Consider the following 20,450-nt stretch of genomic DNA (forward strand, 5'->3'; position numbering starts at 1 on the left):
CTGTAAATAAGTGAAAGGGATTGACGGCAGATGGAAGAGCATATTTCCAATTTTATTCACGATATTATTGACGAGGACATTAAAAACGGTTTCTCGGAGCGGATTCACACCCGCTTCCCGCCGGAGCCCAACGGTTACCTCCACATCGGCAGCGCCAAGGCCATCTGGATCAACTGGGGCACCGCCCAAAAGTACAACGGCCTGTTTAACCTGCGCTATGACGACACCAATCCGGTGAAAGAGGACGACGAATACGTCCAGGCCATTGAGGAGGACCTGCGGTGGCTGGGCGCCGAGCCCAACGGCGGCATCTACTACGGCTCCGACTATTTTGACAAGTGCTATGAATTCGCGGTAAAACTCATCAAGGAAGGCAAGGCCTACGTCTGCGATTTAAACGCTGAGGAGATGCGGGAATACCGGGGCACCCTGACCGAGCCGGGGAAGGAAAGCCCTTATCGGAACCGTTCGGTCGAGGAAAACCTGGCCCTTTTTGAAAAGATGAAAAACGGGGAGTTCCCAGATGGGTACTGCACCCTGCGGGCCAAAATCGACATGGCTTCCCCCAACATGAACATGCGGGATCCGGCCATCTATCGGATTGTCCGGGCCCACCATCATCGTCAGGGAGACAAGTGGTGCATCTATCCCCTCTACGACTTCGCCCATCCCATCCAGGATGCCCTGGAAGGGATCACCCATTCCCTCTGCTCCATTGAGTTTGAGAACCACCGTCCCCTCTATGACTGGGTGGTGGATAACATCGGCTTTGAAAAGAAGCCCCATCAGTATGAATTTGCCCGGCTCAATGTGACCTACACCGTCATGAGCAAACGGTACCTGAAAAAGCTGGTGGATGAAGGGCTGGTAGACGGCTGGGACGATCCCAGAATGCCCACCCTCTGCGGCCTGCGCCGGAGGGGCTACACCCCCTCCTCCATCCTGGAATTTGTCAAGACCGCCGGCGTCTCCAAAAACTACAGCGTGGTGGACATCGGGGTGCTGGAGCACTGCATCCGGGATGAGCTCAACCAGACGGCCCAGCGGCGGATTGCCGTCACCGAGCCGCTGAAGGTGACCATTGTCAACTATCCCGAGGATCAGGTGGAATACTTTGAGGTGAGCAATAACCCCAACGACGAATCCGCCGGCACCAGAAAGGTCCCCTTCAGCCGCCAGCTCTACATCGAAAAAAGCGACTTCATGGAGGTGCCGGTACCCAAATACTTCCGGCTGAAGCCTGGCGGGGAAGTCCGGCTGATGGGCTCCTATGTCATCAAGTGCGAGGACTTTGTCAAGGACGAAAACGGCAATGTGGTGGAGCTTCTCTGCACCTATGACCCCTATACCAATGGCCGCAACCCCGAGGATGGCCACAAGGTCAAGGGCACCATCCACTGGGTCAGCGCCGACCATTGCGTAGAGGCTAATGTTGCCCTTTACGACAAGCTTTTCACCATTGAAAATGTATCCGACATCCCCGAGGACAAGACCTATGACGACTATCTCAACCCGGATTCCAAGCGGATTCTCACCGGCTGCAAGCTGGAGCAGTCCATGGCGGATGTAAAACCGGGAGAGCGGTTCCAGTTTGTTCGGCTGGGCTACTTCTGCAAGGACACCAAGAATGAAAACACCTACAACCAGATTGTCACCCTCAAGGACAGCTGGGCTAAGGCAAAAAAATAAGCAGACCTTTACAAGGGGGCGGAAAAATCCGCCCCCTTTCGCTTTTTACAGCGTCCCCAAAAAGATACTGGGGAGGTTTGTTCAAAGCCTTCTGGGCAAGATTTTTCAGCTTTTTCTGGCGAAATCTCAGAGGAATCCTTAGAATATTGTAGATTATATAGCTTTATGTTATAATAAATTGCTTATGAGTATGGAATGGCCGTAAAAAAGAGAATACGGCTGTCGAAAGGGCGTTTGCGCCCTGGGGTATAAGAGTTGAGGAGGTATTTTATGGAAGAAAACAAGATGGGAACCCAGCCCATGTTGGGGCTGATTGCCAAGATGTCCCTGCCCGCTATGTTTTCTATGCTGATCCAGTCGCTATACAATGTGGTGGACAGTATTTTTGTTGCCCAAATCGGAGAAAATGCGTTGACCGCTGTCTCCCTGGCCTATCCGGTACAAACGCTGATGATCGCCTTTGGCGTGGGAACCGGTGTGGGACTCAATTCCCTCATCTCCCGCCGGTTGGGAGAAAAACGCATCGATGACGCCACCGATGCGGCCAACCATGGCGCAATTTTGGGCGTTGCTACCTGGATTTTATTCGCGCTGCTGGGAATTTTCTTTACCGAAACCTTCTTCCGGTTCTATACTTCCGATCCCACCATCTTCCAGATGGGGTGTGATTACACCTATGTAGTCACCATTTTCTCCATCGGCGTCTTTGTGGAAATCAATAACGAACGGACCCTGCAGGCTACCGGCAACATGATCTATCCCATGGTCTTTCAGCTTATCGGCGCTGTGGCCAATATCATCCTGGATCCCATCTTCATCTTCGGCTGGCTGGGAATCCCCGCTATGGGAGTCAAAGGCGCTGCCATTGCCACTGTTGCAGGACAGATTCTGGCCATGATCTACAGCACCTACATTTTACAGTGCAAAGATCATGCCGTGAAGGTCAGCTTTAAAAACTTCAAATTTAAATGGGGCATTGTTGGCGAGATCTATAAGGTGGGATTCCCCTCCATTGTCATGCAGGCCATTGCCTCGGTGCTCATCGTTGGTCTCAACGCCATTCTGACCGTTTTCTCTTCCACAGCGGTGGCGGTGCTGGGCGTTTATTACAAGCTCCAGTCCTTTGTCTTTATGCCGGTCTTCGGCCTCAACAACGGCCTCATGCCTATTATGGGCTATAATTTCGGCGCCAAAAACCGCAAACGACTCATCGACGCCACCAAAATCGGCCTGGTGATCGCCGTGGCCATTATGGCCGTGGGCATGTTGGTCTTTATGATCTTTCCCCAGATTCTTCTCATGTTCTTTAATGCCACTCCCCAGATGCTGGAAATCGGCGTCCCCGCCCTGCGGATCATCAGTATCTGCTTTATCTTTGCCGCACTGGGCATTGTGTTTTCTACTTTTTTCCAAGCCATCGGCAACGGCTTTGTCAGTTTGCTCATCTCCCTGCTGCGCCAGCTTATCGTCATTCTTCCCGTGGCCTATTTCCTTTCCCACTGGCTCAACAGTGCCGTAGGTGTCTGGTGGGCCTTCCCCATTGCGGAGCTTATTTCCTTCCTGGCCAGTTTGGGAATGTTCGCCTATATCTATGGGAAAAGAATCAAACAACTTCCCCGAGGTGCAGATTAAATTATGAGAATACGAAGAAAGCCCTGGGCTCGGCCGGAACTTTTCGCCTGCCCCTTTTGCATTAACGAAGAGGAAAAAGCTGCTGTAGCCGGCCACTGGCAGGAACAGTTTGCTCATCCCCAGCCTCTGTGGCTGGAGCTGGGCTGCGGCAAAGGCCAGTTTATGGCCTCCCTAGCCTCCTCCCATCCTGAAATCAATTTCATCGCCATCGATATTAAAAGCGAGGTCCTGGTACTGGCCAAGCGGAAGATTGAGGCCGCCTATGCCAAATGCCAACTGCCCTTAGACAATATCCGCATCCTCTCCCAGGATATCGAGCGGATCTCTACCCTCCTTCTCCCCCAGGACCAGGTAGAGCGGATTTACATCAACTTCTGCAATCCCTGGAGCCAGAAGGCCAAACATCGCAAGCGGAGGCTGACCCATCCCAGACAGCTGGAGCAATACAAAACCTTTTTGGCCCCCGGCGGGGAAATCTGGTTTAAAACTGATGACGATTCCCTTTTTGCCGATTCTGTCCACTACTTTGAGGAGTGCGGGTTTTCCATCCGCTACCAGACCCTGGACCTGCATCACAGCGGCTTTGCGGGCAACATCCCCACCGAACACGAAGCCATGTTCTCTGAACAGGGGATTCCTATTAAGTTTCTCATCGCAGTAGTTTCCTAAGGCTTCGCGGTAGTGCTGACAGAGTTCCTTTTATCTAAAGCCATCGTTGGTACAAACAAAAAGAGACGGCTCAAAAAACCGTCTCTTTTATCTTTTGTCTTCTTTTTTCTTTCGCATATACCGGTTGCAGAGGAGAGAGGAAACTAAGGATATGGCAATCATAGCCAGGAAGGAGAGCAAGAACCTGAGGGAAAATGGATCGGTAATAGAACTGCCCATCATGGTGGCGGGAACCATAATCGGCGTGAGCCCTAAGATGGAGCCTATCACATAGCTGGGATAGCGGATACCGTAAGCGCCCAGGAACATGCTGACAATATCCCCCGGGAGGATACTGACCACCCGCAGCAGATAGGAGACCAGGACGCCGTTTTGCATGGAGATTTCCTCCAGCCGCTTCGCCTTCTTAAAACGGCCCAGCAGGGTACTGACGGCTTCCTGACCGCAGATCTTCCCCAGAAGATAGGGCAGCGTGGTGCAGACGGCGAGGCCCAGGAAATTGATGACAATGGCCCATGGGGTGGGAAATACCACGCCGGCCGCCAGATAGATGGCCACCAACGGAAAGATGACCGATACAGATTTCAGTGCGTAAATACCCATGAAAAAAAGAACAGCCAAAAGATAGTTATCAGGGGAAAAATGGACCAGCTGTTCAAAGGATATATTTTTAAGATTGGCTCCAAAGAGGATCAAAGCGATAAGGATGGCCACAAAGGGCAGGAATCTCACATAGCGGAAAATGCGCATACGCATCTCCTGCTTCTTTTGCGGCCCGGTCAAGGGCGCCACGCTCCATCACCCGCTTTCAACCTTTTTCTTTTTATTGTAACACAGAAAGAATTCCTACGACAACCAAAAAAGTCCCGAAATAGATACCGGCTCTCAGCGTTCGCTCCATTCCCAGGAAATCTATGGCCCAGCGGGGGCCAAATGGGAAGAGAATACCAAGTACACCGCAGACAATCAAGGCTGCGCCCCCAATAGAGAGGGAAAGGGCAGAGAAAAAAGCACAGGCCCACAGCCCAAGGGAGAGGATGATCATCAGCAGATACCAGCCTTTATATTTCCGGGATCGGGCCATATACGCCGCCGCTTCCTTCTTGCAGCTTTCACTGCAACAAAACCCGCCGCCGTTGTCCAACTGGAAGATGGGCGCTTCGCCGATCTCCTTGTGACAGTATAAACACCTAGGCATATGGTTCCTTCTCCTTTGTTTCATTGCAATATGTATTATTATAACATCTCCTGTCAAAAAAAGTCTCACAAATCACCGCCGAATTTCTGAACCTTTTCTTAACCTTTCGTGACAAAATTCCCTTTTTTCCCTTGACAGGGCCCTTTATTTGTTCTATTGTAATTTTTGTGTGTATCCGGCTCTTTGCCATATTTCTCCGTGCTTTCATACGGTTTTAGGAGGTCTATTCTTTGAACAGCAGTATCAAAAAGCTGGCTTTTGCCGGCATATTCACCGCGTTGGCAGTGGTTTGCAGCGCCTTTTATATCCCCATCGGCGTCTCTAAATGTTTCCCCATCCAACATATGGTCAACGTCCTGGCCGGCGTTTTTCTCGGCCCTTGGTATTCCTGCGGTATGGCCTTTGTCACCTCTCTCATCCGGGTGCTCATGGGCACTGGCAGCATTCTGGCCTTTCCAGGCAGCATGATCGGCGCCCTGCTCTGCGGGCTGGTCTACCGGAAGACCAAAATGCTGATTCCCACGGTCATTGGGGAGGTATTCGGTACCGGTATCCTAGGAGCGCTTGCCGCCTATCCTCTCGCCACCTTCTTTCTCTCCCAGGAAGCCGCTGTTTTTGGCTTTGTCATCCCCTTTGGCGTCAGTTCTTTTGGCGGCGCGCTGATCTCCCTGGTCATCCTGCTGGTGTTGCAGCGCACCAGGGCCTTGGATCAGCTTCAGAAAAGTCTTTCTTCCCGATGACTTGCTAATTTTTGAAAAATCGGCCCGAAGCCTGGTTTTGTTTTTCTATATTGTCCACAAACATTGCCGATTTTTCATTTTTTCTGACTTTTTATGCAAAAATGATAACCATCCAGAAATTTTATGTGGAGTTTTGTTGAAATCCCGACGTTTTTCCGGTAGAATGTAAAGTAACCTTGCTGGGGCTTCTGTCCCAGCACTCCTGTCTTTGGTAGGAGGAAGGACGGGAGCACTATCAATAAAGAAGGGGTATTGTTATGTCACAGACACCGAAAAACCGGGGACAGTTTACATCTTCCCTAGGTTTTATCTTGGCTTCCGCCGGCTCAGCCATTGGCCTGGGGAATCTGTGGAAATTTCCCTATATTGCGGCCAATAGCGGCGGTGGGATTTTCCTCGTATTTTATATCTTATTTGTATTACTGCTGGGCGTGCCCATCATGATGGCGGAAATGTCCATCGGCCGCCGCACCCAGCTCAACGCCATCGGCGCTTACCGCAAGCTCAACAAAAAGTGGACTTTCGTGGGCGTTTTGGGAGTGCTTTGCGCCTTTGTCATCCTCTCCTACTACAGCGTAGTGGGCGGATGGGTTACCAAGTATATCGTTGCTTTTGCTTCCGGAGGCAATTTCGGCTCCGACCCCGCCGCTTATTTTAACAACTTTGTGGCCAGCCCGGTGGAACCGGTGGTCTGGCACCTGGTCTTTATGGCCTTCTGCGCTATCGTGGTGGTCATGGGGGTTGTCAAAGGCATCGAGAAGATGAGCAAGATTCTCCTCCCTGCCCTCTTTGTCATTGTGGTGGTGGTTGCCGTCCGTTCCGTCACCCTGCCCGGCGCCGGGGAAGGTCTAAAATTTCTCTTTGTCCCCGATTTTTCCGCGGTTTCTTCAATTGGCGACCTAGGCAATGCCATGGTACAGGCCATGGGCCAGGTTTTCTTCAGCCTCAGCCTGGGGATGGGCATCACCATCACCTATGGCAGCTATCTGAAGAAGGAGTCCAACATCGTCAAGGACACCGGCATTGTGGTGGGGCTGGACTCCCTTGCCGCTATTTTGTCTGGCTGCGCCATCCTGCCTGCCGTCTTTGCCCTGGGCTTTGAGCCCACCGCCGGCCCGGGCTTGATCTTTTCCATCTTGCCGGCTGTTTTTGCTGACATGCCCTTCGGCGCGTTCTTCGGGTTTTTGTTCTTCATCCTGGTCTTTATTGCCGCCGCCACCTCCGCCATCTCTCTGTTGGAGGTCGTCGCCGCCTACTTTATCGACAACTTCCACTGGAGCCGCAAAAAAGCCACTATTATTATGGCTTCCCTCATGGCTCTTCTCGGCGTCTTCGCCTCCCTTTCTATGGGGCCCCTCTCCAATGTCCTCATCGGCGGCATGAACATTTTCGACGCTCTGAGCTTCTTTACCGATAAGCTGCTCATGCCCATCAGCGCCATGCTCATGTGCGTCTTTGTGGGCCATGTGTGGGGCACCGACGCTCTGATGCAGGAGCTGGTCATCGGCTCCCCCAGCGCTATCAAGCTGAAAAAGGTCCTGTCGGTGATCCTCAAATACATCGCTCCCATCCTCATCCTTGTGATCCTGATCACCGGATTGCTTCCGGCATAATGCCGTACGGTGCGCCGTAGGAGAGAAAATTTCTCTCGCCCTACCCAGAGACGCAACCGAGCCGATAGTCCTGGAATGCATTTCCCGGAAGGAGGGAAAACATCATGTTATCGGAGCTGTCTATTATTAAGGACATCAGTCATATTGCCCATACCCTGAATCAAAGCACCTTAAGCCAGCGGGAATACCTCCAAAACGGCGGGGCATATGGTCCGGACATTTTTCAAGAAGACTTTGGCAGTTTTGCAAACTTCTGTGAGCTAGCCGGTGTCAAATGTAAAAGGGACTAAAGTTATCATATAAAAAGGGAAGGCCTTGGTATTCAAGGCCTTCCCTTTTTTCATTAAGTACATCAATGGCTTCTTCCCTTTTAAAATCATTCGGTTGGATATAGTCTAAATAATGCAAAAATCAAATATTTCAAATTATTATAAAACTATACCATGTTATTAACAATATAAGAATTCTTTTTTGTGCTATTGACACAAAGAAAGACAAAATCCTATAATAAATACAATGTTTTGCAAAATAAGAGGTGACTATTTTTTTGAAACAGAATCTCGAAAAAAAGCGGCGTCCCTATCGGTGGGGCGTGATTTACGGACTGCTTCTCACCGCTTATGCCGTTTTTACCCTGCTGGATGCCTTCGTCATCCCCAGGGATATTGTCTATCTGGATGAATTATCCAGTTCCAGCTCTTCCTCATCCTCGGAGGAGGCCTCGACCTCGTCTGAGGAAAGCACCCAGAACGAGCCGGTGGTCACCGGCACCAGCTATCAAAGCGACAACATTTCCATTACCTTGACTACCCAGCGCATTCAGGATACCCAGGTCTACATTGCCGATGTCCAGCTAAAGGACGCCTCCCTTCTGCGGGCCGGGCTGGCCGACGATGCCTTCGGGCGGAATGTGGGGGAGGCCACCTCCGTTATTGCCGAGGAGGTGGGCGCCATATTAGCCATCAACGGGGATTACTACGGTTTCCGGGATGAGGGTTTTGTCATGCGCAATGGCTATCTCTACCGGGATACCCCCCGCAGCGGCTACGGCAATGATGACCTTGTCATCTATGAGGACGGCACCTTTGCCATTGTGGATGAGGCAAATTCCGACGCTCAGACCCTGGCTGACGAAGGAGCGGTGCAGATCTTCTCCTTCGGGCCCGGCCTGGTGGAAGATGGGGAAATCACCGTCAACGAGGCCACCGAGGTAGAGCAGGCCATGCGCAGCAATCCCCGCACCGCCATCGGTATGATTGAGCCGCTCCATTACCTATTGGTGGTATCCGACGGCAGGACCGACGAAAGCGAAGGCCTGACCCTCATGGAGATTGCCCAGGTGATGCAGGATCTGGGCTGTCAAACCGCCTATAACCTGGACGGCGGCGGTTCCTCGACCATGTGGTTTATGGGAGAGGTCGTCAATGTTCCCACCGATGGGCGGAGTATCCGGGAAAGGAGTGTCAGCGACATTGTCTACATCGGCAAATAAACCAATCCAAACCATGGCCAAAAGCACCCTAGTTTACAGCTGTGTTGCCGTTTTTTGCCTGGTTTTTTTCCTGATCTATGACCAGTTCTCTCACGGGGTTCATTCACCCTACATGACGTGGCTCTTTGGATGGCCTCTGCTTTTAGGGGCACTGCCCTGCGCTGTTTTCTGGCGGATTCCCCGGCTGAGGCGGCCTGGATGGCTATCCGTCCGTCTCTATCATTCTGGAGTGGCGGCCCTGACTGTCAGCAGCATGCTGCGAGGTATCTTTGAGATTGCCGGAACCGCCTCAGATTATCAGCAATGGCTGATGATAGCGGGAGGCCTTCTCATGTTGGGCGGCGTTGTTACCTATTTTTTCAAAAAGTAATTGTATAGGAGGGAGGGCATCTATGAAATTGCGTCAGAACCTGTGGGTGCTCCTGTCCAGTGTGCTGCTGCTGTTTTCCGGCTGCGATCATCCGGCCTCCTGGGGCGGTACGGCGCCCCAGGAAAGCCAGGAACCGGATTATGTCTCCTTCTTTGGGGCGGATACTGTCCACGACATATACATAGAGCTGGAGGAAGAAGATTGGCAGGAGATCCTGGAGGATCCAGAGGCAAAGGAATACAAGATTGCCAACGTGACCATCGACGGGACAACCATCGAAACTGTAGGAGTCCGCACCAAAGGGAACTCTTCCATCCGGATGGCCAACCGCAATGACTCCGACCGCTTCCCCCTGCGGATTAAGTTTGACGAGTATGTCAAACAACAGACCTTCCTGGGACTGGATGAATTGGAACTCAATAACAGCACCGACGACGCCTCCTTCCTCCGGGAGTATTTAGGTTATGAGGCCTTCCGCCAGCTGGGAATGGACGTGCCCTATGTCAACTTCTGCAACGTCTACATCAACGGGGAGCTCCTCGGCCTTTATATTGGCGTAGAATCTGTTGACAACAGCTTTCTGGACCGAGCCTTTGGCAATCATCAGGGCAATCTGTATAAAGCGGAGGTAGGCGCTACCTTGGAGCCAGACATGGATCTGGATTTGCTGGAACAGAAAAAAGGCCAGGATGTAGAAAAAAGTGACCTAACAGAGCTAATCGAGATTCTGGAGGAAACAGAGCCCGGCCAAAAGGGGAAACTGGAATCCATTCTAGATATTGACTCCGTCCTTCAATACATGGCTGTCAATGCAGTCATCCATAATTGGGACGATTACGCAGGTCAGTTCGCGCAAAATTACTATCTCTACCTGGATGAGGGCCTCTTTCATATGATCCCCTGGGATCTAAATGAAGGGTTCTTCCAAACCCAGGCCTATTATGAGGAAAGCGACGGCGCAAGGCAGGATATCTCCACCCCCATTACGGGAGATTCGACGCTGGAGGCCCGGCCGCTGGTCCATAAGGTACTGGCTGTCCCCGAATATTACCACCAATACCTGACCTATTGCGACACCCTAGCCCAGTGGCTGGAAGACGTCCTGGCCAATGAGTTGGAACCGCTGAAGGAGTTGATTGAGGAGGATGTCAAGGCAGATCCTACCAAATTTTCCACCTCTGTAGAATTTACCTGGCAGTTTATTGACAGCAACAGCTATGGCCTAGCCGGCTTTATCAAGGAACGGGTGGAATATCTCAAAGAAGCCCTGCCAGGTCTTCTGGAACAAAACCCCGCTTAAAAGTTATAGGAGAGGGAGGCAGCCTGACGGCCGCCTCCCTCTCTTTCTGTGCGTTTCTGTCCGACAAAAGGCCATTTTCCCCTTTATATTGGCAGTAAGAAAAGCCCGCCATATGACGGGCTTTTCTTATGAGCGCGTGCGGCTCTTTTTATTTCTTGCGTTTACGGGTCAGATAAACCGCTGTACCGCCGGCCCCTGCCAGAACTACCAGGGAACCAATCAAAATCATGGCGTCGCTGGTTCCCGGGTTTGGCTTATCGCTGTTGCCAGCAGGTGTGGTCACAGCTCCACCGCCGTTTCCAGCGCCATTGCCGTTGCCGTCTCCGCCAGGAATGCTGGGCTTGTCTGTGCCCGGAGTCTGGGAAGAGGTCTCGGGAGGCTCAGAGGATCCGCCCTGACCCACAATTTCCACTGTGGCGCCGGAACCGGTAGCTCCTGCGATAAGGTCACCGTCGGTGCCCGCTGTCAGCAGGTTCTTGATGTCAATACCAGTATTTCCTGCCGGAGCATCCTCTAACACCTGGAAGGTCAGGGTAAAGATACCGGGGGTTCCGGTAACAGGAGCAGATAAATCCGCCGTATCGTCATAGGCCAGCAGCCGTACATTGCCCTCACTAACTTCCAGAGATTCTGCATACCAGGTATCCGGAGTCTGGTCCTGGGCGCTGACAAAATCCAGCACCGCTGTGTCATAGCCCACATCCATCTGGAAGCCGTACAGGTCTTCCTCGGTCTCGGCAGACACGGTGATGGTCACTGTGTCCCCAGGCTTAGCTTGGGCCGCACCGGCCGTCAGCTTCACCACCGGAGCCGCCGCAAAGACCTGGCAGGCCAGCACAGCGGCCAGAAGGCAGCATATCAGCATGCTGCTGATGATTCTTTTCATTCTGAAGTTTCCTCCTTCTCAGCAATGACGGTGTTCCGTCGTTGCTTTCATCCGCTGTGCGGTTATTGTTTCACAAATTCCAGGTAGTCAATGCCGAAAACATATCCATTCGACAGGGCATTTTTTCCCTTGACTACAAATTTAATGGTATGGTCTCCACCGGTGATGGTGCCAAGGCTTGTCTCGCCCGCCGGGGCCAGATCAGCCCCATAGAGATCCACACTGCCTACAGACTGTTCGTCTACAAAGACTTCAACCTCTCCAAAGTCCGCCGCTTTGGTCATGGCTGCGGAGAAATTATAGCTGCCCTCAGGCAGGGTGACCTTGGTCTCGATATAGGAGCCTTCCTGTCCATCCACCACTACCAGATGGGCGCCCTGGCTCCAGCCAGAGTTTTCCACCCAGAAGAAATATTGGTTCCAGGGGGTAACCTCTTCAGACTGGCCTGTTACATCCAGTTCCTCGCCCTCCACACGGATGGTGGTGGGATTGGCTTCCGGCGTGTAGGGGGTCAGGCGGATGAAATCCAGCGCGTAGGTTTTGCCGCTGTTAAAGGAATCCACTACCGTGGCTGTAAACTCGTGGTCTCCCTTGGTCAGATGAATCCGGCCCAGGATGGTTTCGCCAGAGGGGACGACATTCCCCTCGTTGAGATTGACAAGGTTGCCAAAGTCGGTGCCGTCAATGGCGTGCTGGACAATGCCGAAGTCACCTGCCCGGGTCATGCCCACACTGACAATGTAATCGCCTTCCACTGCCACCGGCAGCTTAAAGGTGGTATAACCGCCAAACTCGGTTGCTTTAAAGAGATAGTGCTTGCCGCCGCTCCAGCCATTTCCAAAGCTGGTCATATCCTGGGGATCTAAGATCTCTCCAACCTTATCGGAGGCGACAACCTCCATATCCTCCCCTTCCAGATAGATCTCGGTGGGGATGGTGGTGGCGTCGCCGGTGCGGGTCAGCTGCACCTGGTCAATACCCAACAGGTAGTTGGAGGACGCGCCATTTTTGCCGGTCACAGTAATGGTCAGCTCATGGTCACCGGCGGAAAGGTCAAGGTTTCCTAAGGTAATCAGTCCAGAGTGGACCAGGTTGGGATCGTAGGTATCCACAGGGCTGCCCACATTCGTGCCGTCTACGGCAAACTGGAAGGTGCCGAAGTCCCCTGCTTTGCCCAAAGCTACCGCCAGATCATAGGCGCCGTCTTTGGGGGCATTCAGTTTCAGGGTGATGGACTGGCCTTCTGCGTTAAATTTTGTTGTCAGCTGGGAGTGCTGGCCCCATGCAGTGGAATCCTGCCAGAAGATGTACTGGGCAAAGGGGGTGATTCCCTCCGGATGGGCGGTAACCTCCATCTCCTCTCCTTCATAGGTCCACTGGGTATCGCTTTCCTCGGGGATGTATTCCTGCAAGGTTAGGGTATCCAGGGCATAGAGCCATCCTCTGGAGTCTGCTGTTTTATCCACCATTTCAATCTTCAGCTCATGGTCCCCTGCTGTCAGGTGAACCTTGCCGAGGATGGTATCCGGGGTCACCATCAGGTTGCTTTCATAGTAGTCGATGGGGTTGCCCAGCTTTTTACCGTCCATATAATGCTGCGCGAAGCCAAAGTCATTGGCCCGGGTCATGGTACCAGAGATGATGTAGTCGCCTTCCTCAGGGACATTGACCTTCAGGGTCATATAGTCTCCGGCTTTCTCGCCGAACATCAGCTTCTGGGCGCCGGCGCTGAAGTTGCCGCCCTGCTGATTTTCAATGCGGATATTTGCTGTCTGGTCAATCACCTCCAGGTTCTCGCCCTCATAGGTCACTTTTACCAAGGAATCGGGACCGGTGGGCTCTACCTTCAGGTAATCTAAGCCATAGAGGTAATTGCTGGAAGAGGCGTTCTTTCCAACGATCCGCACCTCAAAGACATGGAGCCCCGCTGTCAGATGAACGCTGCCCAGCTGGGTCTCGTCCATGTGGCTGACGCCGTTGCCATACAGGTCGATCTGTCCGCCGATGGGGGCGTCGTCCAGGTAGTGCTGGACAATGGCAAAGTCAGGCGCCTTGGTAAAGGCGGCGCTGAGCATATAGTCCCCTTCTTCTTCCACGTTGATGTAGAACTTGGTGTAATCGCCTACCGCGTTGGACTTAAACACAAACTGTGCGTCATTGCTCCAACTGCCGGTGTAGTTGCTCATATTCTGGGTTTCAGCCTGGAGCATGCCGGTGGATTCGATGATCTTCAGATCCTCGCCCTCATAGAAGTCCGACGCCGCAGGATAGGGATCTTCATAATAGGAGGTGCGCTCCTCCAGGGAGACAGGTCCGTAGGGATCATTGCCGTCCTTATCCAGATAGAAGAAACTGGTAAAGACCCAGTTGGCATATCCGTCCCGATGGTATTTCTCCAGGAAGGCATTGAAGGAGTCCTGGAAGGGAACGCTGTCAATGATATGGAAGCGGTTGTTGAGCCTGCTTCCGATACCGAACATACCGCCGTTGGTAAAGGGCTGGCTGTGATATGCTTCGGTGAAGGGCTTCCAGGTGCCCCAAGCGTAACCGAAGTAGTCTTCCGCTCCGGTGCCGAACCAGGAGGGGAATTTCTCGCCGTCGACGAAGAATTTCTCGTCGCCTTCACCCCACCACCAGTTGGGCTCGTAGGCGGGGTCGCCGGTGCCGATTTCTTTATAGATGTGCAGGGAGGTTCCCACATACCGTCCTGTGCCGGTGACAGAGAGGAAGTTAGAATCCGGCCACATCTCGTTGCCGTCCTTCTGCGGATCCTCTGCCCGGACCCACTTGGCGTGGAAGCGCATCAGCTCGGATGCCTTCTCCGCATCCAGCGGTGCGGTGGTCACAGTGTATGTAATGGAATAATCCTCATCCCCATCGTTGCCGATGGTGATCTTGCCGCCGTTTTCATAGGGCATATACCAGTTGGCGTAGAGGGTTCCGTCCTCCAAAACGCCCATGGGCAGGGACTCATATTCGTTGAGTCCGGTCTGGCTGGCAAAGAATCCGCCTAGCGTAGACCACACAGCGGGATCGGTATCCCCATCCCAGTAAGCGGATACGGTCATGTCGGAAAGCGCCTTCCAATCATGGGCCACGCCGTCAGCACCGATTTCCATATCCAGATCATTGATCTTGATCTTCATGCCTACCACAGCGCCGGAACCGGAAGCGTCCAGAATGTCTACGCTGCCGCCGGCAGGAACGTTGACGGTGTTGGTGACGGTGTCCGCGTCTTCATAGGTCTTGGGGGAAACGCTCATATCAGAGGCAAAGATAGAGTTTACCTCTTTGATGGCGTTTTGCTGCTGGGAGGTCAGGGGCATCTCAAAGGGCTCTACCTGGGTGCCTTCCGCAAAGGAGACATAGTTGACCTGGTAGAACTTACCCCATCCCTCATAAAGGACAACCTTACAAGATTCGTTGTAGGTGATAGGTACATAGCAGTTTTTGCCCCTAGAAGCGTCGTAACAAAGCTCCGACTGGTTGAAGGGGAATTCTCCGGTGCCGAAAAGTTCAATGAAGGGCATATCCACAGCGGGAACTGGATCGCCGTCGATAAAGATCTTAATATGACCCTGCTGGGGATTTGCCGACCAGATGCGGACAATGGAGCCGGATCCTTCCATCTCGGCGATGACGATGCCGCCATCCCCGTTGGAGGGAGCGTCATAGCCTTCATCCCAGTTCATGCCCCAGTTTTCATAATGGCCGGTTTCTTCATTGTATTTAGAAAGCTTGTTATAAGCGGAGCTCTCCCAAGTCTTTTCTCCTGCCTTGGCCGGTGCCGCCAGGGATTCCAGGTCGGTCATCCGCGCCACAACATCCTCATAGCTGAGGGACTGCTCCACTTCGGGAGCGTCGTGGATGAGCTTTTTCACCTTGAGGATATCGGCTACTGTAATGGCGTTATCCCCATCCAGATCGCCGTTTGCCAGCTGCCAGTCCGCGGGGACGGCACGCTCAAAGATAAAGTCCCGCATGAGAGCGATATCCTTGTCGTCGATCTGCTTGTCATCATTGACATCTCCCAGAAGGCTTCTGGACCGGCGGATCTTGATGGTCTTGTACATCTCGATTCCCTGATCCGGATTTGTCAGCTTCAGGGTAACGGTGGTGTAGCCATCCCCAATGGTGATGGCCGGAGACGCCTCCCCGTTTGCCAGGTCGGTTTCCTCCAGGACCTGACCATTGTCGTCCTGAGCGGAAATGGTCATGGTGGTGCCCTCATCCGCCGAAGCCTTCACCTGGGCCGAAGTCTGGGAGAAGGGGATGCGGACGGTATAGTCCGATGTTGCCGGATCAAAGGTCAGGGCATCCTCCGCGCCTACCAGGGTCAGGTCGGTCAGCTGGGGAATCCACTCCTCCTCCACCGGGGTGAAGATGACGTTCTGGAAGGTGACGTCGCCGGAGAAGACCAGCAGGCCTGCCTTACCGGAAGTATAGGCGTTGTCGGTGACGTTAACAATAAGCTGCCCGTCCAGATAATATTTCAGGTTGTTGCCGATGGCCTCCACCCGCATGGAAAATTCCCGTTTGGATTTGTCGGGCAGGGTGTAGGTCCCTAGGTCATGGCCGCCGGTACCAAAGGAGAAAATCCGGGCGTCCCCCCGGCCCAGGTCGATATTGGCTACATAAGAGCCGTCGTTTTTGGGATCGTCGCCCGAGCGGAATACCAGGGATGCCGCTCCGCTATCCCCAGCGATCTTGACATCGGCTTCATAGATAAAGTCGCTGCCAGAAGTGTCGCTCATGGCAAAGCAGTCGCCGTCGCCCTGACCTCTGAGCCCGTCGTCGCCTTCTGTCCAGTTTCCCTGCTGTCCCGCCAGATTTTCCAGGTTGGTCTCAAAACCTGCGCCGCTGGCAAGGGCCGACAGGGAGGCGGGGAACAGCATGACAAGGGCCAACAGAAGGCCGAGGATCCGCTTGGGCAGGCTGCCGCGTTTGTTACCTACATGCATGTTTTTTCCACCTCTTCCTCTCATTTCCTATCTTCTCATCGACCGCCCCATCAACGGCAAAACTCGCCGTCAGAATTAGGAATTTCCCATGGCGTTTTCCAAAAGAGGTTTCCCTCATTAGCTGCCTTTTCTGCAAGAAATCGCAATGTTTTTGGGACGCATATTTTGTCTCTTCCCGCAGTCGATGCTGATTTTTATTATAGAATAGGTGGCCTTTATTTCAATAAATTCATGAATTGTAAAAATTTTTTGGTTACTCCCACATAATTCTCGTTCATTTTTGCTTATCCTGCCCTTATCCCCTCTATTTGTGGGGAAAAAAGATAAAAATCTAAAGTTTTTAAAAAATCCATTTCTTTATTTTTCCCCTTTATAAATAGGGAAAGGGCAGTGCATTTCGCGCACTGCCCCTATTTGTCAGAATCTCATCCTATTTCTGGGAAGTATAGATAATTTTAACACCGGCGCCTTGGATTTTCTCCTCCAAGGACGGCTCCAAAGGCTGGGTGGTGATGAGGTAATCCACATCCTCAAAACCCGCAAAGGTGTTGATGCCAAAGGCTCCTACCTTGCTGGAATCCATCAGGACAAACACCTGCTGCGCCGCGGCAATCATACTCCGCTTGGCCTCGCTTTGGAAGGGGGAGCAGACCGAGAATCCCTGTTCCGCCCGCAGGCTGGTGGTGCCTATAAATGCCTTGGAAACCGAAATGGATTTGAAAAAGCTTTCGCATTCCGGGCCTACCAGAGCCATCATCTTGTCATCGAAAAAGCCGCCGCAAAACTGCAAGGCAATTCCTGAGCCTGCGAAGGCATAAGCCGCGGGGATAAAGTTTGTCACCACCGACAGCCGGGAAAAAGAGGTCAGGTACTCCGCCATGGCCAGCACAGTGGTGCTGCAGTCCAGGATCAAGGAATCCCCCTCCTCCACAAATTGGGCCGCCACCCGCGCAATTTCCCGCTTCTCATCCAGGGCCTGGCTTTCCCGCTGCTGAGGTGGATCCACCCGGTTGGCATCGGAGGCCAGCATCGCCCTGCCCCAGACCCGAGTCAGCACCCCTTTTTCTTCTAAATAGTCCAGATCCCGCCTGATGGTTGCAGGCGTCACGCCGAACATGTCCACCAGTTCCTGGTTTTGCACCGTCCCGTTCTTCTGCAACAGCTTGAGAATCTGATTTCTTCTTTCCAAGGCGTTTTTCATCGTCGTTCCCTCGTCTTTCTTGTTGCACCTATTATAACAGAAGGAATAGTTCCTGTACAGAGTTTCGATAAAGAAAAAATGTAATTCAAACATTTTTGTTAATTTTATGTTCGTTTTGAGGGAAATACCATCTTTTTTCGATGTTTTTTCTAAAAAATAATTGACAAATCGATAAAGCGAACATATACTGAGCCTGTAAGCAATTGTTCTTAATCTTTGGAACGCAACAGGAGGCAGCACCATGCAGGTGAAAGAGATGAAATGCACATTAGGCGCCTTGGTCGACGCCAAAAAATTATCCGTTATGGCGGATACGGGAGCAGATGGGTTGGAGAGAATCAAACAGCTGGAACTGGATTTTTCCGAAGTTTCTCAGCTTCTCCCCTTCACCCAGTATATCGGCGTCACCGATGAGTTTAAAAAGGTCATCCGTACCTTTTCTGTACCAGATGGGCAGATCCCTGCTGGTTTCCGCCCCGAATTTGTCTTTGCCGGCGACGGCAGCATGCGGGTGGATCTGAAACGGGACATTTCCTATATGGCCAACGGCCAAAAGCGGCCCACCAACGTCCTGTATTCCGCCAACTCCGCCAATCCTTTTGAGGTGGCGGCCATGAAAGACATGATCGCCAACCTGACGACCAATCCTCAGATTATCTACGATCATTTCCTCAACAATCCCAAAGCCAATATCGGCGGCAAATTTAAGGACCGGTTCGAGGTTCTGGCTGAACTGGCCCGCATCGTAGGGCCTGGGGTCGACATCAGTGTAGAGGTGAACAACCCCTTTGCCCCCGAGAGCGAACTGATGGAAGAGATTGCCCACTGCGAGGAAATCCTCACCCCCTACCGGCTGGTGGTCAAGGTTCCCCATACCGGCGCGCTGAATAAGGACAATGTGGCAGATTTCCTGGACGGCAAGCTGGATATTCCCTATGACAGCGGCAGCGTAGAGGACAACTTCTATGGCCACAATTTTGCCTACCGGCTTTCTGCGCAGGGCTACCGTGTGAACTTCACCCTGATGTTTGATCCTCATCAGACCGCCTTGGCACTGCTGGCGCGCCCCTATTTCATCAACGCCTTTGTAGAAACCCGCCATCTGGACACCCTGAAGATGCAGGACTATCTCCAGAAGCTGGAGATAACCGGGGATGAAAGCTATGCCATCGCCCTCCGCCAGTTTATGATCGACATCGACACCCTGCCAAAATCCAGCCTTCAGGCTCCGGTCAAGGAGGCGGTGGAAAAAGCCAAGGCACTGGTGGCCTACCGTCAGGCCAATACCCATGAGGGCAGCGACGGGTTGGATAGTGTCCGGCACAGCCTGCGGGTGCTTCGTCAGTCCAACCTGCCGGATACAAAGCTGATCATCTGCAACACCAACCATCCTCAGATCTACTGGGATATTGATAAGATGCTCATGGAGCCGGAGTTTGCCGATATGATCCATCGGGTTGTGGTCACCGCTACTCCCACCTACTTCGGCCAGTTCACCTGTGCCCCCGGCATCTTCAGCTACCAGCGCAAGTTTTTGAAAGCATCAAATTAAAAGGGAGAATTTTGCCATGAAAGAAATTATTTTCCGCCCGGAACTTTATGAATTCGACAGCTGCCAAGCATTTGCCCATGATTTTTCCCTGGGACAGGGGGATTTGATCCTCACCAACCGCTACATCTATGAGCCCTATTTTGCCTCTCTGCAACTGCCGGTTTCCGTCATCTACCAAGAGCAATATGGCGCCGGTGAACCCACCGACATCATGGTGGACGCTATTTTGGAGGATGCCGCCAAATCCGGATGCAAACGGATCATTGCCATTGGCGGCGGCACCATCATCGACATTGCCAAGGTGCTGGCTGTCTCTGACGGGGAAAAGGTGGACGACCTTTACGCAAAGGCGGCCGACCTGCAGAAGAAACGGCGGCTGGTCATCGTTCCCACCACCTGCGGCACCGGCAGCGAGGTGACCAATATCTCCATTATCAACCGCACCCGGATGGGCACCAAAATGGGCTTGGTTTCTGACAATATGTTTGCCGACGAGGCAGTGCTCATCCCGCAATTGTTGGAGGGGCTTCCCTTCCCCGTCTTTGCCACCAGCTCCATCGACGCCCTGGTCCATGCGGTGGAGTCCAGCCTTTCTCCCAAGGCTACCCCTTATACCAAGCTCTTCGGCTATAAAGCCATTGAGATGATCATCAAAGGATATCAAAAAATCGCTGCGGAAGGCAAAGAAACCCGTATTCCCCTGCTGAAAGATTTCCTCGTCGCCAGCAACTTCGCGGGCTTGGCCTTCGGTACCGCCGGATGTGCGGCGGTCCATGCTTTAAGCTATCCTTTGGGGGGCACCTATCATGTGCCTCATGGGGAATCCAACTACGCTATGTTTACCGGCGTACTCAAAAATTACATGGAAATCCGCAGTGACGGCGCACTGGCCGAAATGAACGCCTATCTATCCGGGCTTCTGGGCTGTGAGGAAAGGGAGGTATATGACCAGCTGGAACAGCTGCTGGACCACATCCTCCCCAAGAAGGCTCTCCATGAATACGGGGTGACCGAACAGGACCTTCAGGATTTCACCCACGCGGTGATGACCACCCAAGGCCGCCTCATGGGCAACAACTTTGTCCCCCTGGACGAGGCCCGGGTCTATAAAATCTATCAGGAACTGTATTAAACCTAGGAGGAATAC

General features: G+C 52.7%; 16 protein-coding genes. 11 read left to right on the forward strand and 5 right to left on the reverse strand.

Going from position 1 to position 20,450, the window contains the following annotated elements:
* The first annotated feature begins 30 nt into the window (after nucleotides 1-30).
* From WGC32_RS03065 to trmB, 3 genes are all read left to right on the forward strand, one after another.
* Nucleotides 31-1,689: a glutamine--tRNA ligase/YqeY domain fusion protein gene (locus tag WGC32_RS03065; RefSeq protein ID WP_342680648.1), complete on the forward strand. Its 1,659-nt coding sequence runs from the start codon at nucleotides 31-33 to the stop codon at nucleotides 1,687-1,689.
* A 270-nt stretch (nucleotides 1,690-1,959) separates the two neighbouring features.
* Nucleotides 1,960-3,321, forward strand: a complete 1,362-nt coding sequence (locus WGC32_RS03070; protein WP_342680649.1) for an MATE family efflux transporter — start codon at nucleotides 1,960-1,962, stop codon at nucleotides 3,319-3,321.
* A 3-nt stretch (nucleotides 3,322-3,324) separates the two neighbouring features.
* The gene (gene trmB / locus WGC32_RS03075) at nucleotides 3,325-3,990 is read left to right on the forward strand and encodes a tRNA (guanosine(46)-N7)-methyltransferase TrmB (RefSeq protein WP_342680650.1); all 666 of its coding nucleotides are present in this window, start codon (nucleotides 3,325-3,327) and stop codon (nucleotides 3,988-3,990) included.
* Between the two features lie 87 nt (nucleotides 3,991-4,077).
* Here the strand turns inward: trmB and WGC32_RS03080 are convergent, their stop codons facing one another.
* Together WGC32_RS03080 and WGC32_RS03085 are read right to left on the reverse strand one after the other, a co-directional pair.
* A complete protein-coding gene (locus WGC32_RS03080) occupies nucleotides 4,078-4,740 on the reverse strand; it encodes a TVP38/TMEM64 family protein (RefSeq protein ID WP_342680651.1) in 663 nt (220 codons plus the stop codon).
* A 73-nt stretch (nucleotides 4,741-4,813) separates the two neighbouring features.
* On the reverse strand, nucleotides 4,814-5,188 hold the full coding sequence (locus WGC32_RS03085) for a hypothetical protein (RefSeq protein WP_342680652.1): 375 nt from the start codon (nucleotides 5,186-5,188) through the stop codon (nucleotides 4,814-4,816).
* 230 nt (nucleotides 5,189-5,418) lie between these two features.
* On the opposite strand from WGC32_RS03085, the gene thiW reads away from it, so the two are divergent.
* The 6 genes from thiW (at nucleotide 5,419) to WGC32_RS03115 (ending at nucleotide 10,703) form a co-directional block, all read left to right on the forward strand.
* Nucleotides 5,419-5,928: an energy coupling factor transporter S component ThiW gene (gene thiW, locus WGC32_RS03090; RefSeq protein ID WP_342680653.1), complete on the forward strand. Its 510-nt coding sequence runs from the start codon at nucleotides 5,419-5,421 to the stop codon at nucleotides 5,926-5,928.
* A 257-nt stretch (nucleotides 5,929-6,185) separates the two neighbouring features.
* Nucleotides 6,186-7,541, forward strand: coding sequence for a sodium-dependent transporter (locus tag WGC32_RS03095; RefSeq protein WP_342680654.1), 1,356 nt, complete (start codon nucleotides 6,186-6,188; stop codon nucleotides 7,539-7,541).
* Between the two features lie 104 nt (nucleotides 7,542-7,645).
* Entirely contained in the window at nucleotides 7,646-7,831 is a 186-nt protein-coding gene (locus WGC32_RS03100) for a hypothetical protein (protein WP_191482310.1), read from the forward strand.
* A 257-nt stretch (nucleotides 7,832-8,088) separates the two neighbouring features.
* Nucleotides 8,089-9,033: a phosphodiester glycosidase family protein gene (locus WGC32_RS03105; RefSeq protein ID WP_342680655.1), complete on the forward strand. Its 945-nt coding sequence runs from the start codon at nucleotides 8,089-8,091 to the stop codon at nucleotides 9,031-9,033.
* Nucleotides 9,014-9,403: a hypothetical protein gene (locus WGC32_RS03110; protein ID WP_342680656.1), complete on the forward strand. Its 390-nt coding sequence runs from the start codon at nucleotides 9,014-9,016 to the stop codon at nucleotides 9,401-9,403. Before WGC32_RS03105 ends, WGC32_RS03110 begins: the two co-directional genes overlap by 20 nt.
* Nucleotides 9,404-9,425: 22 nt before the next feature.
* Complete coding sequence (locus tag WGC32_RS03115) at nucleotides 9,426-10,703, forward strand: CotH kinase family protein (protein WP_342680657.1); 1,278 nt, start codon at nucleotides 9,426-9,428, stop codon at nucleotides 10,701-10,703.
* Between the two features lie 148 nt (nucleotides 10,704-10,851).
* Here WGC32_RS03115 and WGC32_RS03120 read toward each other — a convergent pair whose 3' ends face one another.
* The 3 genes from WGC32_RS03120 to WGC32_RS03130 form a co-directional block, all read right to left on the reverse strand.
* Nucleotides 10,852-11,589, reverse strand: a complete 738-nt coding sequence (locus WGC32_RS03120; RefSeq protein WP_342680658.1) for a cohesin domain-containing protein — start codon at nucleotides 11,587-11,589, stop codon at nucleotides 10,852-10,854.
* Nucleotides 11,590-11,651: 62 nt separating this feature from the next.
* Nucleotides 11,652-16,550, reverse strand: a complete 4,899-nt coding sequence (locus WGC32_RS03125) for a DUF2961 domain-containing protein (protein ID WP_342680659.1) — start codon at nucleotides 16,548-16,550, stop codon at nucleotides 11,652-11,654.
* Nucleotides 16,551-16,980: 430 nt separating this feature from the next.
* Nucleotides 16,981-17,751: a DeoR family transcriptional regulator gene (locus WGC32_RS03130; RefSeq protein WP_191510112.1), complete on the reverse strand. Its 771-nt coding sequence runs from the start codon at nucleotides 17,749-17,751 to the stop codon at nucleotides 16,981-16,983.
* A 241-nt stretch (nucleotides 17,752-17,992) separates the two neighbouring features.
* On the opposite strand from WGC32_RS03130, the gene WGC32_RS03135 reads away from it, so the two are divergent.
* Both WGC32_RS03135 and WGC32_RS03140 read left to right on the forward strand, forming a co-directional pair.
* On the forward strand, nucleotides 17,993-19,303 hold the full coding sequence (locus WGC32_RS03135; RefSeq protein WP_342680660.1) for a transaldolase family protein: 1,311 nt from the start codon (nucleotides 17,993-17,995) through the stop codon (nucleotides 19,301-19,303).
* 16 nt (nucleotides 19,304-19,319) lie between these two features.
* Entirely contained in the window at nucleotides 19,320-20,435 is a 1,116-nt protein-coding gene (locus tag WGC32_RS03140; RefSeq protein ID WP_342680661.1) for a 4-hydroxybutyrate dehydrogenase, read from the forward strand.
* The last annotated feature ends 15 nt before the right edge of the window (nucleotides 20,436-20,450 follow it).

Source organism: Zongyangia acetica (assembly GCF_038739695.1).
Taxonomy (GTDB): Bacteria; Bacillota; Clostridia; order Oscillospirales; family Ruminococcaceae; genus Zongyangia; species Zongyangia gallinarum.

Bases quoted from the DNA above. Each gene is read 5' to 3' on its own strand.
- WGC32_RS03100 (WP_191482310.1), top strand. From the start codon at position 7,646: ATGTTATCGGAGCTGTCTATTATTAAGGACATCAGTCATATTGCCCAT.
- WGC32_RS03115 (WP_342680657.1), top strand. From the start codon at position 9,426: ATGAAATTGCGTCAGAACCTGTGGGTGCTCCTGTCCAGTGTGCTGCTG.
- WGC32_RS03085 (WP_342680652.1), bottom strand. From the start codon at position 5,188: ATGCCTAGGTGTTTATACTGTCACAAGGAGATCGGCGAAGCGCCCATC.
- trmB (WP_342680650.1), top strand. From the start codon at position 3,325: ATGAGAATACGAAGAAAGCCCTGGGCTCGGCCGGAACTTTTCGCCTGC.
- WGC32_RS03065 (WP_342680648.1), top strand. From the start codon at position 31: ATGGAAGAGCATATTTCCAATTTTATTCACGATATTATTGACGAGGAC.
- WGC32_RS03135 (WP_342680660.1), top strand. From the start codon at position 17,993: ATGCAGGTGAAAGAGATGAAATGCACATTAGGCGCCTTGGTCGACGCC.
- WGC32_RS03080 (WP_342680651.1), bottom strand. From the start codon at position 4,740: ATGCGCATTTTCCGCTATGTGAGATTCCTGCCCTTTGTGGCCATCCTT.
- WGC32_RS03120 (WP_342680658.1), bottom strand. From the start codon at position 11,589: ATGAAAAGAATCATCAGCAGCATGCTGATATGCTGCCTTCTGGCCGCT.
- WGC32_RS03140 (WP_342680661.1), top strand. From the start codon at position 19,320: ATGAAAGAAATTATTTTCCGCCCGGAACTTTATGAATTCGACAGCTGC.
- WGC32_RS03125 (WP_342680659.1), bottom strand. From the start codon at position 16,550: ATGCATGTAGGTAACAAACGCGGCAGCCTGCCCAAGCGGATCCTCGGC.
- WGC32_RS03070 (WP_342680649.1), top strand. From the start codon at position 1,960: ATGGAAGAAAACAAGATGGGAACCCAGCCCATGTTGGGGCTGATTGCC.
- WGC32_RS03095 (WP_342680654.1), top strand. From the start codon at position 6,186: ATGTCACAGACACCGAAAAACCGGGGACAGTTTACATCTTCCCTAGGT.
- WGC32_RS03130 (WP_191510112.1), bottom strand. From the start codon at position 17,751: ATGAAAAACGCCTTGGAAAGAAGAAATCAGATTCTCAAGCTGTTGCAG.